Annotated in this window: 20 protein-coding genes; 3 read left to right on the top strand and 17 right to left on the bottom strand. The window is 37.1% G+C overall.

The window, feature by feature from the left end; all coding sequences use genetic code 11:
- Positions 1–156: 156 nt before the first annotated feature.
- From OQZ33_RS08035 to OQZ33_RS07995, 9 genes are all read right to left on the bottom strand, one after another.
- Positions 157–552, bottom strand: coding sequence for an energy transducer TonB (locus OQZ33_RS08035; protein ID WP_265798535.1), 396 nt, complete (start codon positions 550–552; stop codon positions 157–159).
- A gap of 124 nt (positions 553–676) precedes the next feature.
- Positions 677–1,396 carry an energy transducer TonB gene (locus OQZ33_RS08030; RefSeq protein ID WP_265798534.1) on the bottom strand — a complete coding sequence of 240 codons (720 nt, stop codon included), beginning with the start codon at positions 1,394–1,396 and terminating at the stop codon, positions 677–679.
- A gap of 26 nt (positions 1,397–1,422) precedes the next feature.
- The gene (locus tag OQZ33_RS08025) at positions 1,423–2,082 is read right to left on the bottom strand and encodes a TonB-dependent receptor plug domain-containing protein (protein ID WP_265798533.1); all 660 of its coding nucleotides are present in this window, start codon (positions 2,080–2,082) and stop codon (positions 1,423–1,425) included.
- Positions 2,083–2,097: 15 nt separating this feature from the next.
- A complete protein-coding gene (locus OQZ33_RS08020; RefSeq protein WP_265798532.1) occupies positions 2,098–4,074 on the bottom strand; it encodes a M56 family metallopeptidase protein in 1,977 nt (658 codons plus the stop codon).
- Positions 4,071–4,448, bottom strand: coding sequence for a BlaI/MecI/CopY family transcriptional regulator (locus OQZ33_RS08015; protein ID WP_265798531.1), 378 nt, complete (start codon positions 4,446–4,448; stop codon positions 4,071–4,073). The genes OQZ33_RS08020 and OQZ33_RS08015 overlap by 4 nt, the downstream gene beginning before the upstream one ends.
- A 119-nt stretch (positions 4,449–4,567) precedes the next feature.
- On the bottom strand, positions 4,568–5,209 hold the full coding sequence (locus tag OQZ33_RS08010) for a response regulator transcription factor (RefSeq protein WP_265798530.1): 642 nt from the start codon (positions 5,207–5,209) through the stop codon (positions 4,568–4,570).
- A 3-nt stretch (positions 5,210–5,212) separates the two neighbouring features.
- Positions 5,213–5,866 carry a sensor histidine kinase gene (locus OQZ33_RS08005; RefSeq protein ID WP_265798529.1) on the bottom strand — a complete coding sequence of 218 codons (654 nt, stop codon included), beginning with the start codon at positions 5,864–5,866 and terminating at the stop codon, positions 5,213–5,215.
- Between the two features lie 104 nt (positions 5,867–5,970).
- Entirely contained in the window at positions 5,971–6,618 is a 648-nt protein-coding gene (locus OQZ33_RS08000) for a hypothetical protein (protein WP_265798528.1), read from the bottom strand.
- 3 nt (positions 6,619–6,621) lie between these two features.
- On the bottom strand, positions 6,622–7,008 hold the full coding sequence (locus OQZ33_RS07995; protein ID WP_265798527.1) for a hypothetical protein: 387 nt from the start codon (positions 7,006–7,008) through the stop codon (positions 6,622–6,624).
- Positions 7,009–7,294: 286 nt separating this feature from the next.
- Here OQZ33_RS07995 and OQZ33_RS07990 point away from each other — a divergent pair, with 286 nt between their 5' ends.
- Positions 7,295–7,525, top strand: coding sequence for a response regulator transcription factor (locus OQZ33_RS07990; RefSeq protein WP_265798526.1), 231 nt, complete (start codon positions 7,295–7,297; stop codon positions 7,523–7,525).
- A gap of 99 nt (positions 7,526–7,624) precedes the next feature.
- On the opposite strand, the gene OQZ33_RS07985 is transcribed toward OQZ33_RS07990, so the two are convergent.
- The 4 genes from OQZ33_RS07985 to OQZ33_RS07970 all read right to left on the bottom strand — a co-directional run bounded on the left by OQZ33_RS07985 (position 7,625) and on the right by OQZ33_RS07970 (position 11,362).
- The gene (locus OQZ33_RS07985; protein ID WP_265798525.1) at positions 7,625–9,193 is read right to left on the bottom strand and encodes a M28 family metallopeptidase; all 1,569 of its coding nucleotides are present in this window, start codon (positions 9,191–9,193) and stop codon (positions 7,625–7,627) included.
- 286 nt (positions 9,194–9,479) lie between these two features.
- On the bottom strand, positions 9,480–10,277 hold the full coding sequence (locus OQZ33_RS07980; protein WP_265798524.1) for an ABC transporter permease: 798 nt from the start codon (positions 10,275–10,277) through the stop codon (positions 9,480–9,482).
- Position 10,278: 1 nt separating this feature from the next.
- Complete coding sequence (locus tag OQZ33_RS07975) at positions 10,279–11,187, bottom strand: ABC transporter ATP-binding protein (RefSeq protein ID WP_265798523.1); 909 nt, start codon at positions 11,185–11,187, stop codon at positions 10,279–10,281.
- A gap of 4 nt (positions 11,188–11,191) precedes the next feature.
- Positions 11,192–11,362, bottom strand: a complete 171-nt coding sequence (locus OQZ33_RS07970; RefSeq protein ID WP_265798522.1) for a hypothetical protein — start codon at positions 11,360–11,362, stop codon at positions 11,192–11,194.
- A 265-nt stretch (positions 11,363–11,627) separates the two neighbouring features.
- Between OQZ33_RS07970 and OQZ33_RS07965 the strand changes: the two genes are divergently transcribed.
- Positions 11,628–12,659 (top strand): sensor histidine kinase, encoded by a 1,032-nt coding sequence (locus OQZ33_RS07965; protein WP_265798521.1) that lies wholly within the window; start codon positions 11,628–11,630, stop codon positions 12,657–12,659.
- Positions 12,660–12,722: 63 nt separating this feature from the next.
- On the top strand, positions 12,723–13,472 hold the full coding sequence (locus OQZ33_RS07960) for a LytR/AlgR family response regulator transcription factor (protein ID WP_265798520.1): 750 nt from the start codon (positions 12,723–12,725) through the stop codon (positions 13,470–13,472).
- 25 nt (positions 13,473–13,497) lie between these two features.
- On the opposite strand, the gene OQZ33_RS07955 is transcribed toward OQZ33_RS07960, so the two are convergent.
- The 4 genes from OQZ33_RS07955 to OQZ33_RS07940 form a co-directional block, all read right to left on the bottom strand.
- Complete coding sequence (locus OQZ33_RS07955) at positions 13,498–14,244, bottom strand: lysophospholipid acyltransferase family protein (protein WP_265798519.1); 747 nt, start codon at positions 14,242–14,244, stop codon at positions 13,498–13,500.
- Positions 14,245–14,490: 246 nt separating this feature from the next.
- On the bottom strand, positions 14,491–14,733 hold the full coding sequence (gene tnpA / locus OQZ33_RS07950) for an IS200/IS605 family transposase (RefSeq protein ID WP_265798518.1): 243 nt from the start codon (positions 14,731–14,733) through the stop codon (positions 14,491–14,493).
- 217 nt (positions 14,734–14,950) lie between these two features.
- The gene (locus OQZ33_RS07945; protein WP_265798517.1) at positions 14,951–15,505 is read right to left on the bottom strand and encodes an NUDIX domain-containing protein; all 555 of its coding nucleotides are present in this window, start codon (positions 15,503–15,505) and stop codon (positions 14,951–14,953) included.
- 38 nt (positions 15,506–15,543) lie between these two features.
- Positions 15,544–17,907: an outer membrane beta-barrel protein gene (locus OQZ33_RS07940; RefSeq protein ID WP_265798516.1), complete on the bottom strand. Its 2,364-nt coding sequence runs from the start codon at positions 17,905–17,907 to the stop codon at positions 15,544–15,546.
- Positions 17,908–17,958: the final 51 nt, after the last annotated feature.

Here is a 17,958-nt window from a genome sequence, read left to right as displayed (position 1 = left end):
CTATGTTAGCATATTAAAAAAATATCTAATTAGAAATTTTATTTTGTATTATTTGTATATACATTAAATATTTTATAAATTTAGTGTTCCGAGACAGGAGAGAAAACATAAAACCCCGACTATTATTAGCTGGGGTTTTGTGGTTAACTATAGTACTTAAATGGGCGAAAAGTTAACCTTGATATTGTATTTCACCCTAACTGGTTTACCATCTTGTATTCCTGGATTCCATTTTGGCGATTTGCTTACCACTCTTATCGCTTCATCGTCAATATCTTTCCTCACGCCGCTAACTACCATTACTTCCGTTAAATCTCCACTTCTCTCAACAACAAATGATAGCGTTACAGCTCCACCTATTCTATCTTTCCAAGCTTGCTTTGGGTATTTAGTATTTCTGCCTAAATATTGATAGAACTTTTGTAATCCTCCGGGGTATTCTGGTGGCTTTTCTATAGCATAAAAATCGAAATTTTTGATCGAGTCTAACGGAATCATCACTTTTTGTGCCTTGATCTTACTTTCTAAGGCAAACAGTAGCGCTATTGACAAAATACTAAATTTAAAGAGCTGACTTATCATTCTCAAATATACAATGCGCTTTGAATTGTACAATGAAATCGCAAAATCTTATGTTGAAATTAAGACTTTGCGATGTTGACGGCGTTACAAAATGTTAAGACAACGTGAAATTCACCGTCATGCGGTATTTAGTTTTTACAGGATGGCCATCTGTGCCAATTGCCGGATTCCACCTTGGTGCAGCTCTCATTACCCTCATAGCTTCTGCATCAGTTTCTTTGGATAGCCCTCTGGTTACAACAATATCTGTTAAGGTTCCATTTTTTTCTACATTAAATTCAAGAAAAACTTTTCCTTGGACATTATTTTTCTGTGCTTCTTTTGGGTATTTAATGTTTTTAGCCAAATAGCTATAAAGCTTCTCTGTTCCCCCAGGAAATTCAGGTGTTAACCCTGGTTTATTGCTTGTTTTTTGACTCGTTTTATCTCCAGAAAAATTGAAGTTAACAGCAATGTTATACTTCACTCTTACTGGCATTCCGTCAAGTACACCAGGATTCCAGTTCGGAGAATTTTTAATTACTCTTACGGCCTCTGCATCCGTTTCTTTTGATAGGCTTCTAACAACAATCACATCAGTTAGCTTGCCATTTTTTTCCACTATAAAGCTTAAAAATACCTTTCCCTGTATTTTATTATTCTTCGCTACTTCAGGATATTTAATTTCGTTTTTCATGTACTGATAGAATTTAACAATTCCACCAGGGTAAGCTGGCTGCTTTTCCACTGATACAAAATCGTAAATTTTTTGTGCTTTTACCGAATTGGTAAGCATGGCAATGCCCGTTAGGGCTAAAATCATTAGCTTTCTCATGGTTAAATAGTATTAAAGTTTTTTATTTAGTTTTTCTTTTGATATTCTTTTTTAGGAACTTTTGTAGTAATAATAACTACTCCATTTGCGCCTGATTCACCATACTGTGATTTTCCAGCAGCATCTTTCAGCACATTAATTGATTCAATTGTATTTGGATCAAGCGTTTCTATATTATCTACTTGCTTGCCATCAACTACATAAATTGGATTAGCTTTTGGATCGGAATCTTTTTGCAGGAGATTTCTGATAATCACTTTTTGGTCAGAATCTTTTCTCTTGTAATTCCTGATCACACCTGTAGCATTTGGGCGAACACTAAGTCCGGTAATTTTTCCACTAAGTCCGATACTATTTGAATCTATGTTCTTATTATAAATTCCTGCTAAACCGTTTTTAGTTTTGATTTCAATAACACCCGCAAATCCGTCAGGGCCATATTTAGTGGTTGATGCAGCATCTTTCAAAATGTTTATTGATTCGATATTATTTGGATCCACACCAGCCATAGACGCCGTTCCTCGCTGATATTGCTTATTTCCGTCAATTACGATAAGGGGCTCCGTAACAGATGTAGCTGTACCGCGTAAAGTAATGCTCGGCGTTTTGGTACTATCTGGTTTCGTTTGTGCTTTTACGCTATAGGCCATACCTAGCGCTATAACAATCGTTAATATTCTTTTCATATTCGTTGATCTTAATTATCTTATTTTGAGAATCGGTGTGTTGGTATCTAACCTAAGTTCCGTGTCACTTGCTTTTCTAAAATCGTTATTTTTTGTGGTAATGATGAGCACGCCGTTTTTTCCCTTATCTCCGTATAAACTTGTTGCTGCAGCATCTTTTAGTACCGAAACTGATTGAATATCGCGACTATCAATTTTTGTAAAATCGAAGCCACTTTGGCTTACCTTTCCATTTAGCACAACAACACCATCAAATTTCGAGTTGTTAAAAACGTCGCTCGTAGAAAGGCCTTTAATCCGAGTTGCTTTCTTCACCTCATCATCAACATTTAGTGTGAAATTCACGTTGATGTTGTATTTTACCCTAACGGATTTACCATCCGTTATCCCAGGATTCCATCTTGGCGAACTTTTTATTACCCTTAAGGCTTCCTCATCTAACCCACTGCCCAGGCCGCGGGTTATCAAAGCATCGCTAAGCGAACCATCTTTCTCGACGATGAAGGATAGAAAAACTTTTCCCTGCACATTATTTTCTTGTGCTGGTTTTGGATACTTTATGGTCTTGCTTAAATACTCATAAAACTTAGATATCCCTCCGGGAAACTCCGGCTGTTTCTCTATTGAAACGAAGTCAAAAACTTTGTCTAACTTATCCTCCTCACTGCCACTTTCTACAGGCGAAGAATAACCAATAATATTAATATCAGAAAGTTTTTGGTAAGTAGCCAGTTTAATCGTCTCCTTATTTTTAAGCGGGGCGGCCTTATTTCCGGAAAGTGTGAAACCTACTTTCAACGTGTATTTACCATTAGGCAGATTTTCAAATTTTCTGTACGACAATATGGCTTTCCTCACTTCCTCATCGCAGCCGTCGCCCAAATTCACAACACTGCTTACGTTTGTTACCTTATTGTTTTGAAGGGTGAATTTTATCTGAGTATTGCCCTGAAGGTTGTTTTTCTGAGCTTCGGATGGATATTTTATAGATCTGGCCATGAAAGCATAAAAGTTGTTCCAATTTCCGGCTACTTTTTCTGCTGTAGGAATGATCTCAGTGGTAGATGACTTTTCTGGAGCAAATCCTGGCTCAGGAATAATAATTTCCTGAACCATTTCAATAGGTTTATCCAGTGGTATTTGGTTGGTAATCGAAATCAGCTTTTCATTTTTTCTTACCGTTGCTGAGGAGAAAATAATGAGAACTGCAAAAAGCGGAATAAAGAAGCCATACTTCAAAATGGCTATTTTCTTTGATCTTTCTTTTTGCAACATAAAGATCCGTTTCTTGATGAGTGATTTATCAAAGAAACCATTGGTTAGGCGATTAGGGGAAATTCCAAACGACTGACTCAAGATGAGCATAGCATATTCAGCTTTGTCACCTTGAAATGCTGCAGCATGCTCATCTGCTAAAAATTCGTGAATATTTTTAATGGATTTTTTGTAGAAGTAAATGATTGGATTTATCCAGGTAAAAACTCCAATAATCTCAAAAAACAAAATATCTGCAGTATGGCATTGTTTAATGTGGGCTTCTTCATGTACATCAATCACCGCCATTAGTGGCAAATCCTGATCGACGACTTTTTTACTAAAAAAAGAAAACGCAGAACCCGATTTCGCATTTTTTATCAGCTTATGTACTGAGAGTAAATTGTAAGCAAGCTTGCCTAAGCAGAAGATTATGCCTGCAAAATAGATATACACAAACGCATTACCCCAATTAAGGCCATGGCTATTATCGCTTACAATAGTAGCTTTTTCTAATACGGCTTCCCAATTTACCGATGTATAAACCTGCTGTGCAGCCTTTTGCTCAGTGAGCCATTCCAGTCGGATAAATGGAATAAATAATGATAATACACCAGCACTTACCAGGTAAACGCGGTTGAGTAAAAAGTAGGTTTCCTTATCTAAAAGTAATTTATAAAAGCCATAAAAAACAATTAAATATAAGTTTACCTGAAGTAGGTAATGGGCAAAACTCATTTTGGCTTATGTTTAATTTTATCAATCATTTTTAAAATTTCATCCACATCACTTAAATCTAACTTCTCTTCTTTCACGAAGAAAGAAAACATACTTTCTACTGAATTCTCGAAATAGTTGCCGAGTAACTTTTCGGTGGCGTGGCGTTTATATTCTTCTTTGCTGATGAGCGGGAAATACTGATGGGCTTTTCCAAAGGCCTCATGGCCAATAAAACCTTTTGTCTCTAAAATTCTGATAATCGTTGAAACGGTATTATAAGCGGGTTTTGGCAAGGGAAGTTCATCGATAACATCTTTTACAAATGCTTTTTCCAACTGCCACAATACCTGCATAAGCTGTTCTTCTGCTTTGGTTAGATCTTTAATTTCCATAATATTTAATAAATAGAGATAAGCTTTAGGCAATGCCTTAACTAAAGTTAAAACTAATTATTTAGTTATGCAAATTTTTTATCAAGTTTTTAATAGGTAAAGATTTTCAGCGGTGCTGATTATATGGTAATTAGGTTATTCTTGATCGCATAAACCACCAATCCTGTACGAGATCGGATATTGAGTTTGGCAAATAATGATTCCCTGTAATTGTCAACAGTTCGCGGGCTTACATTCATCATGTCGGCAATTTCTTTGTAGGTATGTTCGGTACTGCAATGCTGCAAAAATGCAAGTTCCCTTGTACTGAAGATTGGGCCTGAATCGCCATTTTTTAAAGCAATCAAAAGCCTGCCCGATACCAGGTCGTTTATGTAAAACCCTTTTTCAACAACAGCCTTAATGGCCAAGAGAAGGTCGTTAGGTGTAGACTCTTTAAGCATATATCCGCTTGCGCCAGCCCTTAGCATTCCAATAATGGCTTTTTCATCTTCAAGCATGCTCAATGCTAATACATTTACATTGGTATGGTGCTCCTTTACCCACTTAGTAGCTGCAAATCCATCCATTACTGGCATATTAATATCCATTAATAAGAGTTGAACATCTGGATGATTCACAATCTTATGTTGTAAATCCTGGCCATTTTTGCCTTCAAATAACACCTTAATTTCGTCAAATTCGTCTAATAAGCTGGCTAATCCAGAACGGAATAAGGTATGATCATCAACTATGGCAATAGATATGGGTTGAGGTAACATGATTTAGGGATATGGGATTTCGATTAGGATGTTAGTGCCTTTATTTGGAGTTGAATTTAAAGCCATTTTACCATTTATCATTTCAATGCGCTTTGAAATGGAACTTAATCCCAAACCTGCTTTATTTGCTTTAGCCTTTTCGTAATTGAAACCTACTCCATTTTCTTCAACATTTAAATATAATTTTTTATCCTCGTAGTATGCATTAAAACTGATTGAAGTAGCGTTTGCATGTTTGATGATGTTGTTGATGATTTCCTGTAGCATGCGTAAAATAATTAAGTCTTTATCTGGGGAGTTTTCCTGCAGATTATGAAGTTGATTGGTAACCTCCAATTCATAACTACCTGTTTTTTCCAGCCAGTTAATTTCTTGTTGTAACGCATTGCCTAATCCATTTTCTACTATTTGCTCACCATGTAAAAGTTTGGCAAGTTCTCTTAACTCTTTGATAGATTTGTTGACCAGCGATAAGGAATTTTCTATTTTGACAGTGGCTTTGTCGCTATGATCAAGATTAATTGAATTTAATGTTAAAGTAGTTAAACTTAAAAGTTGCCCTACATTATCATGCAGTTCTGTTGCAATAGCTTGCATGGTATTATCTTGCACTTCAACTCTGGCTTGAAGCATCTCTGCCTCAAACTGCTGTTGCATGTGTTGTTTCTCTAATATGTGGTTTTTTTTATGCCGGTTATACGAACGGATGTACATAATCAAAAAAACAGGCATTAGTAAGAAAATCAAAGTTGCAATAACAACTAAGATTGCAATTTTTGTTGTTTCGCTCTGCATAAGTAAGAATAGGTCCAAACGCTATATAAAATAAAATTCAATGCTATGGTAATAGCGTACCTGAGGGTGAAACTTTTGCCGAAACGAACATCAAATACATCACTTAACAAGTTACAAACCGTTCCACCAAAATAATAAAACAATACACCCGTTATCCACCAAAATTCTGGATGATATTTGATTTCAATAAATTTTTCGTCATTTAACAAGAGATAATAATAATAAAGACAGTAGAGGCTAAAAACCACCGACATTACTGTTACAGCAGTCGAGTTAAAAACCATAATCGAATCTTTAGCAATAAAGCCAAAATAAATCGAATAAACGATCCCTAAACCTACATATATAATGGGCTTAGGGATTAAATAATTTTTCAGGCAATGCCAGATGCCAATAAAAATGAAGCTAATTTCGAAAAATACAAAGGAGTTAAATAACCAAAGATTGTTTTCTCTTTTAGAGGACATATAACTTCCTGCAGCCTCCGTTAATAACGCCAAAAGAAGATAGGCAATATTTAGTTTCCAGAAAATGCTTTTATTATTTCTTAGAAATATAATTGCACCTATAAGGCACATTATTTCGGCTATAACTATCGGTGATGTGAAATTCATTCTTTAAAGTCCGGTTCCCTGGCATACGCTAGGACAAAGTTCCCCTCTGTTTTCAATGTCTTCCAAATCATCTTCATGTTCTTCGGTCAATTCGCCAAGTGGGTTGCTGTAGCCGGCAGCAAAGGTTGGCACTAGTAATACCGTATTTCTTCCTTCGTATTCTTTTGGCAATCCTTCTATGGAGTTGGCTGTGTACTGAGCATTATAAATTCGCAAACCATCGTGTTTTCCATCTGCAATTGTTTTGGCCATTTCTAAAATTTGTGCTGCAGGAAACCAGATTGCTTTGGTGTAAGATTTTGGATCTTTGCTAGCCTGTTCGGCATACGATTTAACCATTTCTTGTGCAACCTTCTTATCAATAGGTTGAAAATTCGAATTTTTGCTCATTATTATAGTATGTTTGATTTTGGTCTTCTAAAGTCGTGATTTAGATAGTTTCTGGCAATAGCCACTATGAATTTTAATACCGTAAAAACACCTTTTTATTTAGGGTAAAACATACTACTCATATATAAGTACGTCGACATACTTTTGAAATGCAATAAGGAATGAGAATTTAGTGTTACACATCCCAAAGTTGTCTATCCCATAATCAAAAGATCCCGAATTTTTGCTGGGTAACCAGGAGTCTTCTTTGTGATGAATTAATGATCACCCTACAATTTAATTTACAATGACAAACAACGTCCATCTTCAAGAAAACAGTAACTTGATAACGGAAAGAGAAATTGAAATAGTAAGGCTATTATCAAAAGGTTACAACAGCAAAGAAATAGGCGATATGCTTTTTATTAGCGAGCATACCGTAAATACACACAGGCGGAACATGGTTAGAAAGCTAGATTTACGAAACTCGTATCAGCTTATTGTGTGGGCATTTAAGCAGCGGATATTATCTTACTAAAGATTAAAATATACATATTTAACGCACCCTCTCTCTAAAAAGCAAAGCCTGCCGTTTGACTTTATGGTCAAATTAGCAGGCTTTTGCATTTTTAATTAATTATGGTCTTGCGGCTTGTGTTGCTGGTAGTTCTTTTCTTGGAATTTGTGCATCACGTTGGGAAGTATTGTAAACGAAAGAAGCGACAATAGTTGCCGATTGTTTCAAATCATCTTCCACCAATCGATCATAAGTATCCATGTTGCTGTGGTGCGTACGGGTATTGTAATCGGCGGGGTCTTGTATAAATTGGAAGCCCGGAATGCCTACTGCATCAAAGGCCTGGTGATCGGTTCCGCCAGTGTTGTTAATCGTTACCGTTGTAGCTCCAAGATCGTTAAATGGGCTTAGCCAACTTTGGAATATAGGGCCGGCTGCTGCGTTTCCTTGTAAATAAATACCGCGAATTTTGCCCGTACCGTTATCTAAATTATAATATGCTGAAATTTTCTTTTGATCTGGTGTTAAAACCATCGTTTTTGGATCGCCAAAATGTTTAGCTACATACCCTCTTGAACCAAATAGTCCTTGCTCTTCAGAACTCCAAAGTGCGATGCGGATGGTGCGCTTAGGTTTAAAATCAATGGCTTTTAAAATGCGCATGGCTTCCATCATTACGGCAGAACCTGCTGCATTATCGGTAGCGCCAGTTGCAGCATGCCACGAATCGAAGTGGCCTCCAATCATAATCACTTCATCCTTTAATTTTTTATCGGTTCCCGGAATTTCAGCTATTACGTTGTAGCCCTGAGGATCTTGAGCATAAAATGAAGTTTTGATATCAGCTTCTACCTCTACCGGTTTGCCAGCACGAAGCAAACGTAAAATATGTAAGAAATCTTCAGCAGCAACTTCAAGTTCAGGAGAAACTGGTTTAGCATCTAAGGCATAAGAGGCGCCATTGCTGGTGAAGAATGTTCCTTGTCCGCCGCGGGCATAAGTTAAAATCAGAGCCACTTTTTCTTCGACTAACATGGCGCTCATGGCGGCACGCACTTCACGCACTTTCATCATTTGCGCGATACGATCGGCCATTGGCCCGGTGGCAGTACGTTGACGAGGAGCGCCAGCTGCAGGTTTTGCCGCTGCCATCTGTGCCAGCGTAGAATCAGCATAGCGTGAAAAATCTGGCTTCAATCCGCTCGCAAGTGGAACACCTTGATCCATCATTACAATTTTGCCAGCGAGTTTACCTTTATATTTCGCTAAATCGGCAACACTATCTGCTTTGATTAAAACTACTTCTGATTTTATTGGCCCATTGGTTCCTGGTGTCCATGCTTTTGGAGACGCAATAATCGGGTGATAAAATGGAGCGGTGGTTGCAGCGTAATATTTATCTACTTGCCAGCCTTTGCCAAATGTTCCCCAGGCTTCGAGATGTGCATTTTTCAAACCCCACTCTGTAAGTTGTTTTACCGCCCAGTCTTGCGCTCGTTTTAAACCAGGAGAATTAGACAAACGAGGACCGGAAACATCAGTTAAGTTGAAGGCAATATCCATCACTTTTGAATTATCCAGGCCAGCCTTGCGTATCTTTTCTACTATCGCGGCATCTGGTGCATCTTGCGCAAACGCAGAAAAGCAAAGGCTAAAAGCCATTGCTGTGATTGTAAATCTTTTGATCATTTTAAGAAGTAGGTTGGTTTAAGTGCTAAATTACATTTTAGCTTTTCTAGAATTAGAATCTCCTGATATTTTTACAAAGCGTTTTTGCCGAAGAACAGTTGCCAAACTTGATAGTAAAAGCCTAAATTATCTAAACCTTATTGAAACGAAAAGCCCGTATTCCAATTGAGAACAAATAGAGGTTTCGATGCATATGCTTTACCTAAGCACAAAACTTTTGAAGCGGACTTGTAGTGTAAAGAAGGACTAACATTAAGATGAAATGCAGCTATTGCTTTTCAAAAAATCATTTGATACTTTTTCTGGTTACAATAAAGTAACCTGCTATAAATAATACCCCTGCATAAATTAGACTTACCCAGATTTCTCTAGCGAAAATTTCAAAATCTAATGGATCTTTTCCTTTTTTTACCTGTGTAATTTGCAAAGCCAATGCAGGCAGACTGTATGGAATAAGATAGGCGTATGTCCAGTTAACCATGCCTGCTACAATGCCCATAATAGTGCCTACGAAACCGATGCCGATTGGTTTAAGAAAATCGCCCCAGATTAAGCTAAAAATAAATTGAAGAGACAAAATGCCCAGGGATGATAAAAATAACTTGCTGTAAGAGTTAATGAGGAAGTTGGATGGGTTGTATTGACTAAACGTATATTTTGGAACCAAAACTTGCAATAGATGGCCGAAACCATAGGTTAGCGTAGCAAAAAGAAACAGACAAATGAATATCAGCGTAACAGCAAATAGGTATTTAGCTGTATAGATAGAGAATTTATTTAACGGTTGGGCGAAAAGGCTTTTCCATGTATCGTTTTTGTGCTCAATATTATTAACAGAGAAAGCCATAAACATTACATAAAAAGGCATCACCAATATGCCCATAACGTTCAGGGTAGCACCAGCGTATTTTATCCAAAGCATCATACCGGGTGCGTTTAATTTCAGAATTTTATCAGCACCTGAATAAAAACCAAAACTTACCAAGCTGCATATTACAACCGGAAGTAAAATTGCGGCCCAAAAGGCAAGGGTTTTCCTGGATTTATAAAACTCGGAAACTAATGAAATGTAGATGGAGCGCATTTTAGTTGTTTTTGGTAATATCAAGAAAAAGGTTTTCCAAATCCTTGCGTTGTTTGGAGAGGCTGCTTACTGTGAATCCATTTTGGATGAGTAGTGTATTCAGCTTTCCGCTATCAGCAGATGAAGAAAAAGGAACGGTTATTTTGCTGTCTGTTTTGGAAGCGATTTCATAGCCTGCGGTAACCAAAAAAGCGCTTGCATTTTCAATTTGATCTACTTCTATTTCGACCATCGGTTTGCTTAGCAAATGAAGTTCATCAATGGTGCCTTGAAATAATAATTGGCCTTTGTTAATGATGCCTACATGAGTAGCAGTTCTTTCAATCTCAGCCAATAAATGGCTAGACACTAAAATAGTTTTGTTGTGTTTGGTGGCTAATTCTATCATCAAGTTTCTGATTTCGATAATCCCGTTAGGATCTAAGCCATTAGTTGGTTCGTCAAGGAGTAGTAATTCTGGATCGGAAACCAGGGCCAAGGCAATGCCCAAACGTTGTTTCATTCCTAGAGAATATTTACCAGCTTTTTTATCTCCTGCATCGGTTAAGCCTACCAAAGCCAGCATTTTGGCGACTTTGCTTTTTGGAATCCTGAGCAGGAGGCAGCGATTAATTAAGTTTTCTTTACCAGAAAGATGGCCATAGATAGCAGGTTGCTCTACCAAGGCTCCAATTTTTTTGAGTGCGGCAATGCGATTACTGTTGATTTCTTTCCCGAAAATAAAAACCTGATCTGCCGGCGATTTCAATAAATTAAGCAGGATTTTTATTGTAGTGGTTTTACCAGCGCCATTAGGGCCTAAAAAACCATAAATACTACCCTTTGATACTTGTAAGGATAAATCTTTTACAATGGTTTGGTTGCCAAAGCTAAAGTTTAAGCCTACAGTTTCGATTGCATAATTACTCATTACCTTATTTGAAAACCGCTGATACTTGTTTTGCGATAGTATTAGTGCTTGATGTAGGTCTTACCACAACTTCAGCATCATTTTGATTTGTATTTACCGTAAGCGTTAAAATAATCATCATGAATACTGGAACTAATAAAAGTAAAAATGGCGATGTGTTTACTAACTTTTTCATTTTGTTTTCGTTTTGATGATTCAAAGGAACAGCATTCGAATTGCTTGCTAAAATGTATTATACCAAGTGTTCAAGATTCTAGATAAACTGGCATTTTTGGCGTTTATCGATGAGATTTGGAGTTTGTCGATAAAATATGGCTGTTTGCCTGTTGGTAGAAAAAAAATGCCTGTTGGTAGATTGTGTGCGGTTTAAAAAGAAAGTTTATTTATTTTGGATGCGGAAAGATTAGCAATAAGCTGCTTCCTCTTCCAAAGTATATTAAATGAAAAAAAGCAAAGGACCATTAATACTTCACGGAATTTTCTGGGCGTTGATAATATTAATAATTTCGTTGGATGTCTTTTTTGATTCTCAGGTAAAAAGTGTTAAACATTTTTTACTCTCTCTTGTGCTATTTGGTATAATAAATATTTCCCTCTTTTATATTAACTATTTAATCCTTATTCCCCAGCTCATTAAGAAAAGGAAGAAATATTTTCTATACATGTTGGCGTTTGTTCTTTTGCTAGGCGCTGCGGCATTAATTAAAACTGTTGTAGCGGTTTTAAATCCTAAAGATATGATGGATTACATCATGGAAGGAAAGCCGAAAACACTGCAGGCAGATCAATACTTTTTCGTACAATTGTTTTTGTGTGGATTCTTTTTAGTCTCAAGTTGCCTGATTAAATTTGCTGCTGATTGGTTTTCTAACGAACGCATTCAACGTAACCTGGAAAGTGAGCGTCGGGAAATGGAGCTGCAGTTTTTGAAATCGCAGCTTAATCCGCATTTTCTTTTCAACTCCCTAAATAACATCTATTCGCTGGCCTATCAAAAATCAGATAAAACAGCAGATGCGATTATGAAACTTTCGGAGATTATGCGTTACATGATTTATGAAAGCAATACCCCAACGGTAGCTTTAAGCAAGGAGGTTGATTATTTAATTAACTATGTAGAACTGCAAAAAATAAGATTTAAAGATGGTGCTTTCATAGAACTTACCTTAAATGGGGAAATTGACGATCAAAAAATAGTGCCATTGATGCTGATTTCATTTGTAGAGAATGCGTTTAAACATGGCGTGGTGAATGATCCGGAAAACCCGGTTAAAATTAATATCATTGCGAACCAAAAGATCCTACACTTTAGCGTGATCAATAAGAAAAATCAGCAGAATAAAGATGCTCAAGGTGGAATTGGTTTACCTAACGTAGAAAGACGATTACAGCTGGTATACCCAGATAGATATAAATTAAATGTTGTAAATTCGGCTACTCATTACACCTGTGAACTAATGATCGATATTTAATTTGCCAACTGGCTTTGACGAATTGACCATTTTTGAATCCTTGAATTAAAATTAAACCTAAAAATGAACTTAAACTGTATTGTTGTTGATGATGAGCCATTAGCGCTTGATATTTTGGAAGATTATATCTCCAAAGTTCCGTTTTTAACGATGGTGAAGCGATGCGAGAATCCAATTGAAGCATTACAGGTTGTTCAGGGTGGGGGTATTGATCTGGTGTTTTTAGATATTCAAATGCCAGAGCTAACGGGGATTCAATTCTTAAAAATTGCGGGGACTAAATGCAATTATATTTTAACGACAGCATACCCACAGTACGCCTTAGAAAGCTACGATTTAAATGTGTCTGACTATTTGCTGAAACCTATTGCTTTCGATCGCTTTTACAAAGCAGTAGAGAAGGTTCACAAACAGCATAAACCAGTAGAAGCGCCTGCCGGTGTAGCACAGCCAATTATTACCCCGGCAGCTTTCTCTGCTCCGGCCAATCCCGTTCAGGATTATATTTTTGTAAAAACAGAACATAAAATTCAGAAAATCTACCTTCACGATATTTTGTATATCGAAGGGTTGAAAGATTACATTTCGATCTTTACCAAGGATGAACGCATTATTACGCTCCAAAGCATGAAGAAAATGGAAGAGGCTTTACCACAGAGTCAGTTCATTCGCGTACATAAATCGTACATTGTGGCTGTTGATAAAATTGAAAGTATTGAGCGCAGTAGGATTACCATTAACACCAAAATAATTCCGGTAGGAGACACTTATCGCGATGAATTTTTCAGAGTTATTGGCAATAAGAATATTTAATTGCCACTCTCGAACTAATTTTTTATTATAAAGTTATTTCTTGCTCCAAAACTTTTCTAATTTCTGTCTCGGCTTCCAGCGTAATTTCGTTTGGCGTTTTAAGCCCTGGTTCTATCGGTTTCAAAACCGTCCATTTTAACGCATGGCCGGTAGTTAAAGGAAACATTCCGAAGCGAACGATCTTCCACGAGTTTTCGATGGCTATTGGCACCACTAATGCGTTTGGAACTGCTTTCAAAATGGTTGCGATTCCTCCGAATTGAAATTGCTTCACCATTCCATCTTTAGCCCTGGTACCTTCAGGAAAAATAACCGTGCTCCAGTTATTTTCTTTCATTCTACGGCCAAGTTTGATAATTTCGGAAATGGCTTGTTTATTGTCTTTTCTGTTGATATTGGCTCCGCCCCCTAAGCGTAAGTTAATAGAAATAGAGGGAATCCCCTTTGTGAGTTCAATTTTGGAGATAAATTTTGCACTGTATTTTCTTAAAAACCAAATCAACGATGGGATATCGTACATGCTTTGATGGTTAGCTGCAAATATGATTGGCCGATCGGTTGGGAGATCATATTCATTCTTGAAACTAATGGAATTAAATAAAAATATCTGGCAATAGGTTAAGAAGAAATTTAGCATATCAACCGACGTTTTGTGCGCTTTATAGCCAAATAATTTATAGCAAATCCATTGAATGGGATGGAAGATGCACAGTATTAAACCAAAGAAAATGTAAAATATTGGGGTAAGTATATAGCCGAAAAATTTGCTCATCTGGTTTTAAAATAAAGCAACAAAGATAATATAAATTATTCTGGTTCCTTGAAGATGTATTTATCCTCGAATTCAATTTCAAAATCTTTTAAAGATTTAGCGTACTCGCTTAGAAAGCTTTCTTTTTTGTGATGCTCTTTTTGATTGTAGATATATTGAATTACGTTTGGTAGGAGACGTTTTGAATAAGAGAATGCACCATAACCCTCTCGCCATGAAAATTTCGATTTAGATAAATTTTGATCGTTAATCCATTTTGAACTTTCGGTTTTGAATTAAACTCGAAATTGATTGATGTGGACGTATCCCAACCAAAATATGGATATGATCCGGCATGTTATTGATCTGAATCATTTGGTGGTTGTTGTTTTGGAAGATTCCGGTGATGTATTTTTGCAAATTATCCTCCCATTCTGCCTCAATTAATGCCGCTCGATATTTCACCGCAAAAACAAATTGGATGTGTATTTGGGTGTAGGTGTTTATCATATCATTTTTTAATGAATATAACTAATTTTTATGAAACGTTTCTACCGAGGAAATGTTCCTACGGAACATGTGACACCCGGCTTTGGTATATATCATTAAAATTGAGGCATAAATTTCATTTTTTAAGCGCCCAAATATCCCGTAGGGATATCTCCTGGCTAGAAAGAATTCCTGGTTTTTCATGTTCCGTTAGGAACATTTCATGATAAAATAGACATCAAATCAGGTTTTCCATAATCATCAGCTTCGCTTTTAAAATTGCAGCCACGCTCATTGAATCGGTAATTTCATTTTTCATCACCATTTCGAAAGCCTCATCAAACGAGACTTTTTTAACCATTAATTCTTCGGTTTCTTCTGGCATTGCAATGCCTTGAATTAATCCGGTGGCTACGTAAATGATGCTTAATTCATCGCTCACTGAATTTGACAAATGCATGCGTTGAATTTCTTTCCAGTTGCTTGCGCTCATGCCTGTTTCTTCCAGCAATTCTCTTCGGGCACTTTCTAATGGATCCTCACCCAATGGTCCGCCACCTTCGGGAATCTCCCAGCTATAAGCTTTTAACGGAAAGCGATATTGTCCCACTAACCAGGTATTGTAATCTTCATCGAGTGGCAAAATGCCAATGGCTAAGTTTTTAAAGTGTACTTCACCGTAAATTCCTTTCCCACCAGATGGATTGATCACCTGATGTTCGGTGACACTAATCCAGTAGTTGTCATATTTCAAGTCACTTTCTAGTGTTTTCCAGGGGTTTTTTTCTTCCATTACGCAAATTACAAATATCCTATCCTAAATAAAATTTATCATGGTGTTGCTGGGGGCGGTGGTAGAATTTTTTTTGCGATCTTTGTAAACCTGTAGTTTAAGCTGAATATGAAATTTTGCGTATTATTCGTAGAAAAACTTTGCAATCTAAAGTTTTCACCTTCGTTATAAATGGTGTTACTTCGATTTCCAAAAATATCGTTTAGTGTAACCCTGAAATTTAATCTGTTGCTAAAAAACATTTTTCTCGCAGAGAAACTCGAAGTTACCGAACCCTTGTTTCTTCCTTGGGCACTTACGTTATTGGCATAATTTAAATTTGATTCGAAAGCAGTTTTCTGTGGAAGTTGCATAGAAAAGCCAAAAGTTCCCCTAATGCTTAATCCATCTCTATTCAAGGCTGAATTCAATTTTGAAGTGTAATTACTCTGAATCACACTGAAATTCCCATTGGCTGATATTTTATTCGTAGGACGATAATTTCCAATTAGAATCAAAGCCAGAGAATTGTTTGTTCCAACGTTATCGAAAGTGCTTTCCGATCGAGCGGAGGTGGAACCTGGAATTAAGGTAACTGTTCTAAATCTTTCAATTACGCCCTGACTAGTGGAATAAGAAAGGCGGGGCGTAAAAGACCATTTCTGCCCAAATGCCCCAAAACTAATATCCATTTGGTGCGTGTATGAGGGCGAAAGGTTCGGATTACCATAAGAAATATTTAACGTATCTACATTATTAACCTGTGGATTCAAGGTGTTTTCTCTTGGTCTGTTGATACGAACGCTGTATGTTGCGCCAAAATTATAACGTTTGCGGAAAAATTTATTAACCGAAAAGTTGGGGAAAATACTTAGATAAGGCTTTACATTATAGTTTTCTCCTGTCGAAAGATCGAAAGCCACGTCTGTTAATTCGGTTCTAACCCCTGTTTTTACGCCCCAACCTGCATTGCGATAATTGTATGATGCATATCCCGCCAGAATGTTTTCACTGTATAAAAATTGATTACTCAACCTATCATTCGTTACAAATTGCTGCGTTTGAAAATTGAAATTTTCGACCAATAAGTCGTTGTCATTTTTTCTGTAGTTATAAGCAAGACCTAACTCAACACGATCTCTCTTTTTAAATACTGGTTTATCATAGTCCAGGTTAAAAGTGATGCCATTATTTCCAATATCATTATTGTTTTTTTGCAAGGTTGCTCGCGAAATACCAATGGGTAAATAGGAGGTATTATAGGCTCGAAGATCTGAACTCCCATTGTTATTAAATGTTAACCCAATCGATAGGTTTCCGCCACTCGTATCAGTCTGTAGCTTGTAATCGGCATTAATTACGACGTTGTTGCTGTTCCCATCGCCTGTATTGGCTTGGTTGCGCAATCGTTTTTCAATGAGTTGCTCGCTTAAATAGCGAAGATCGTTTGCTGAATTGGAAGAAGATGTATTATCGTTGTAATTGGTTGATAGGCGAATGTTTTGCTTTGGCGTGATGTCCCAATCAAAACCCAACCTAAAATTGGCACCTCTGCTTTTGCTTTTGTTGGCACCGCTTTGATCGTAATAAAATGTGGTGTCAGGAAAGAAGTTTTCTCTATAACTATTATTTTCACCCTTGCCCACGTTATAGCGATAGGCCGCACTTCCATTAATAGCATAATTTTTTCCACGGTAGGAAGCATTCGTATTGGCATTTCCATTTCCTTGCACACCAACTGCTATGCCGATATTACCATTAAACCCTACCTTAAACCCTTTTTTCATCACAATATTAATGATTCCTTCCCCGTCGCCGCTGTATTTTGCAGGTGGGTTGGTGAGCACTGCGATTTTTTCAATTGCATCCGATGGAAGCACATTCAAAAGATCGGCAATGTTCGATGTCATATAATCAGATGGCTTTCCATCAATAAAAACACGGGTGCTTTTTTTGCCCGCAATAGTTGCATTCCCATCGATATCAACCTGTACCATGGGTACATTTTTTAAAACATCTGTTGCGGTGCTGCCTTCCGCTAGCAAAGTGGACCCGACGTTATAGGTTACACCATCGGCACCAAATTCTATTGCAGGTTTCTGTACGGTAATGGTTACTTCCTGCAGCGCATTTTGCTCTGAGCTGAGTTTTAATGATCCTAAGTTTTTATCAAAATCTTTGTCAGTAAGGATGATTCCGTTTACCACCAAAGGTGCATAACCAACAAAACTAATTTTAATGCGATAGTTTCCGCTTTTCAGATTTTTGATGCTAAAAAAACCGTCATCATCACTTGTAGAAGTAATCAAAGGTTGTTCTGCATCTCCAAGATATACCGAAATAATAGCTGAGGGAATAGATAAACCGCCAACTTCCTCTACCACTTTGCCACTAATCGTTCCTTTTTCGGCGGCAAAAGCCATGACTCCTGAAAATAGAATCAAGAAAGTAAGACAAAATTTAGGGAGACGTTT

The sequence above is a fragment of the Pedobacter sp. MC2016-05 genome, assembly GCF_026239735.1.
GTDB lineage: Bacteria > Bacteroidota > Bacteroidia > Sphingobacteriales > Sphingobacteriaceae > Pedobacter.
This window is presented reverse-complemented; position numbering and strand designations above follow the sequence as displayed.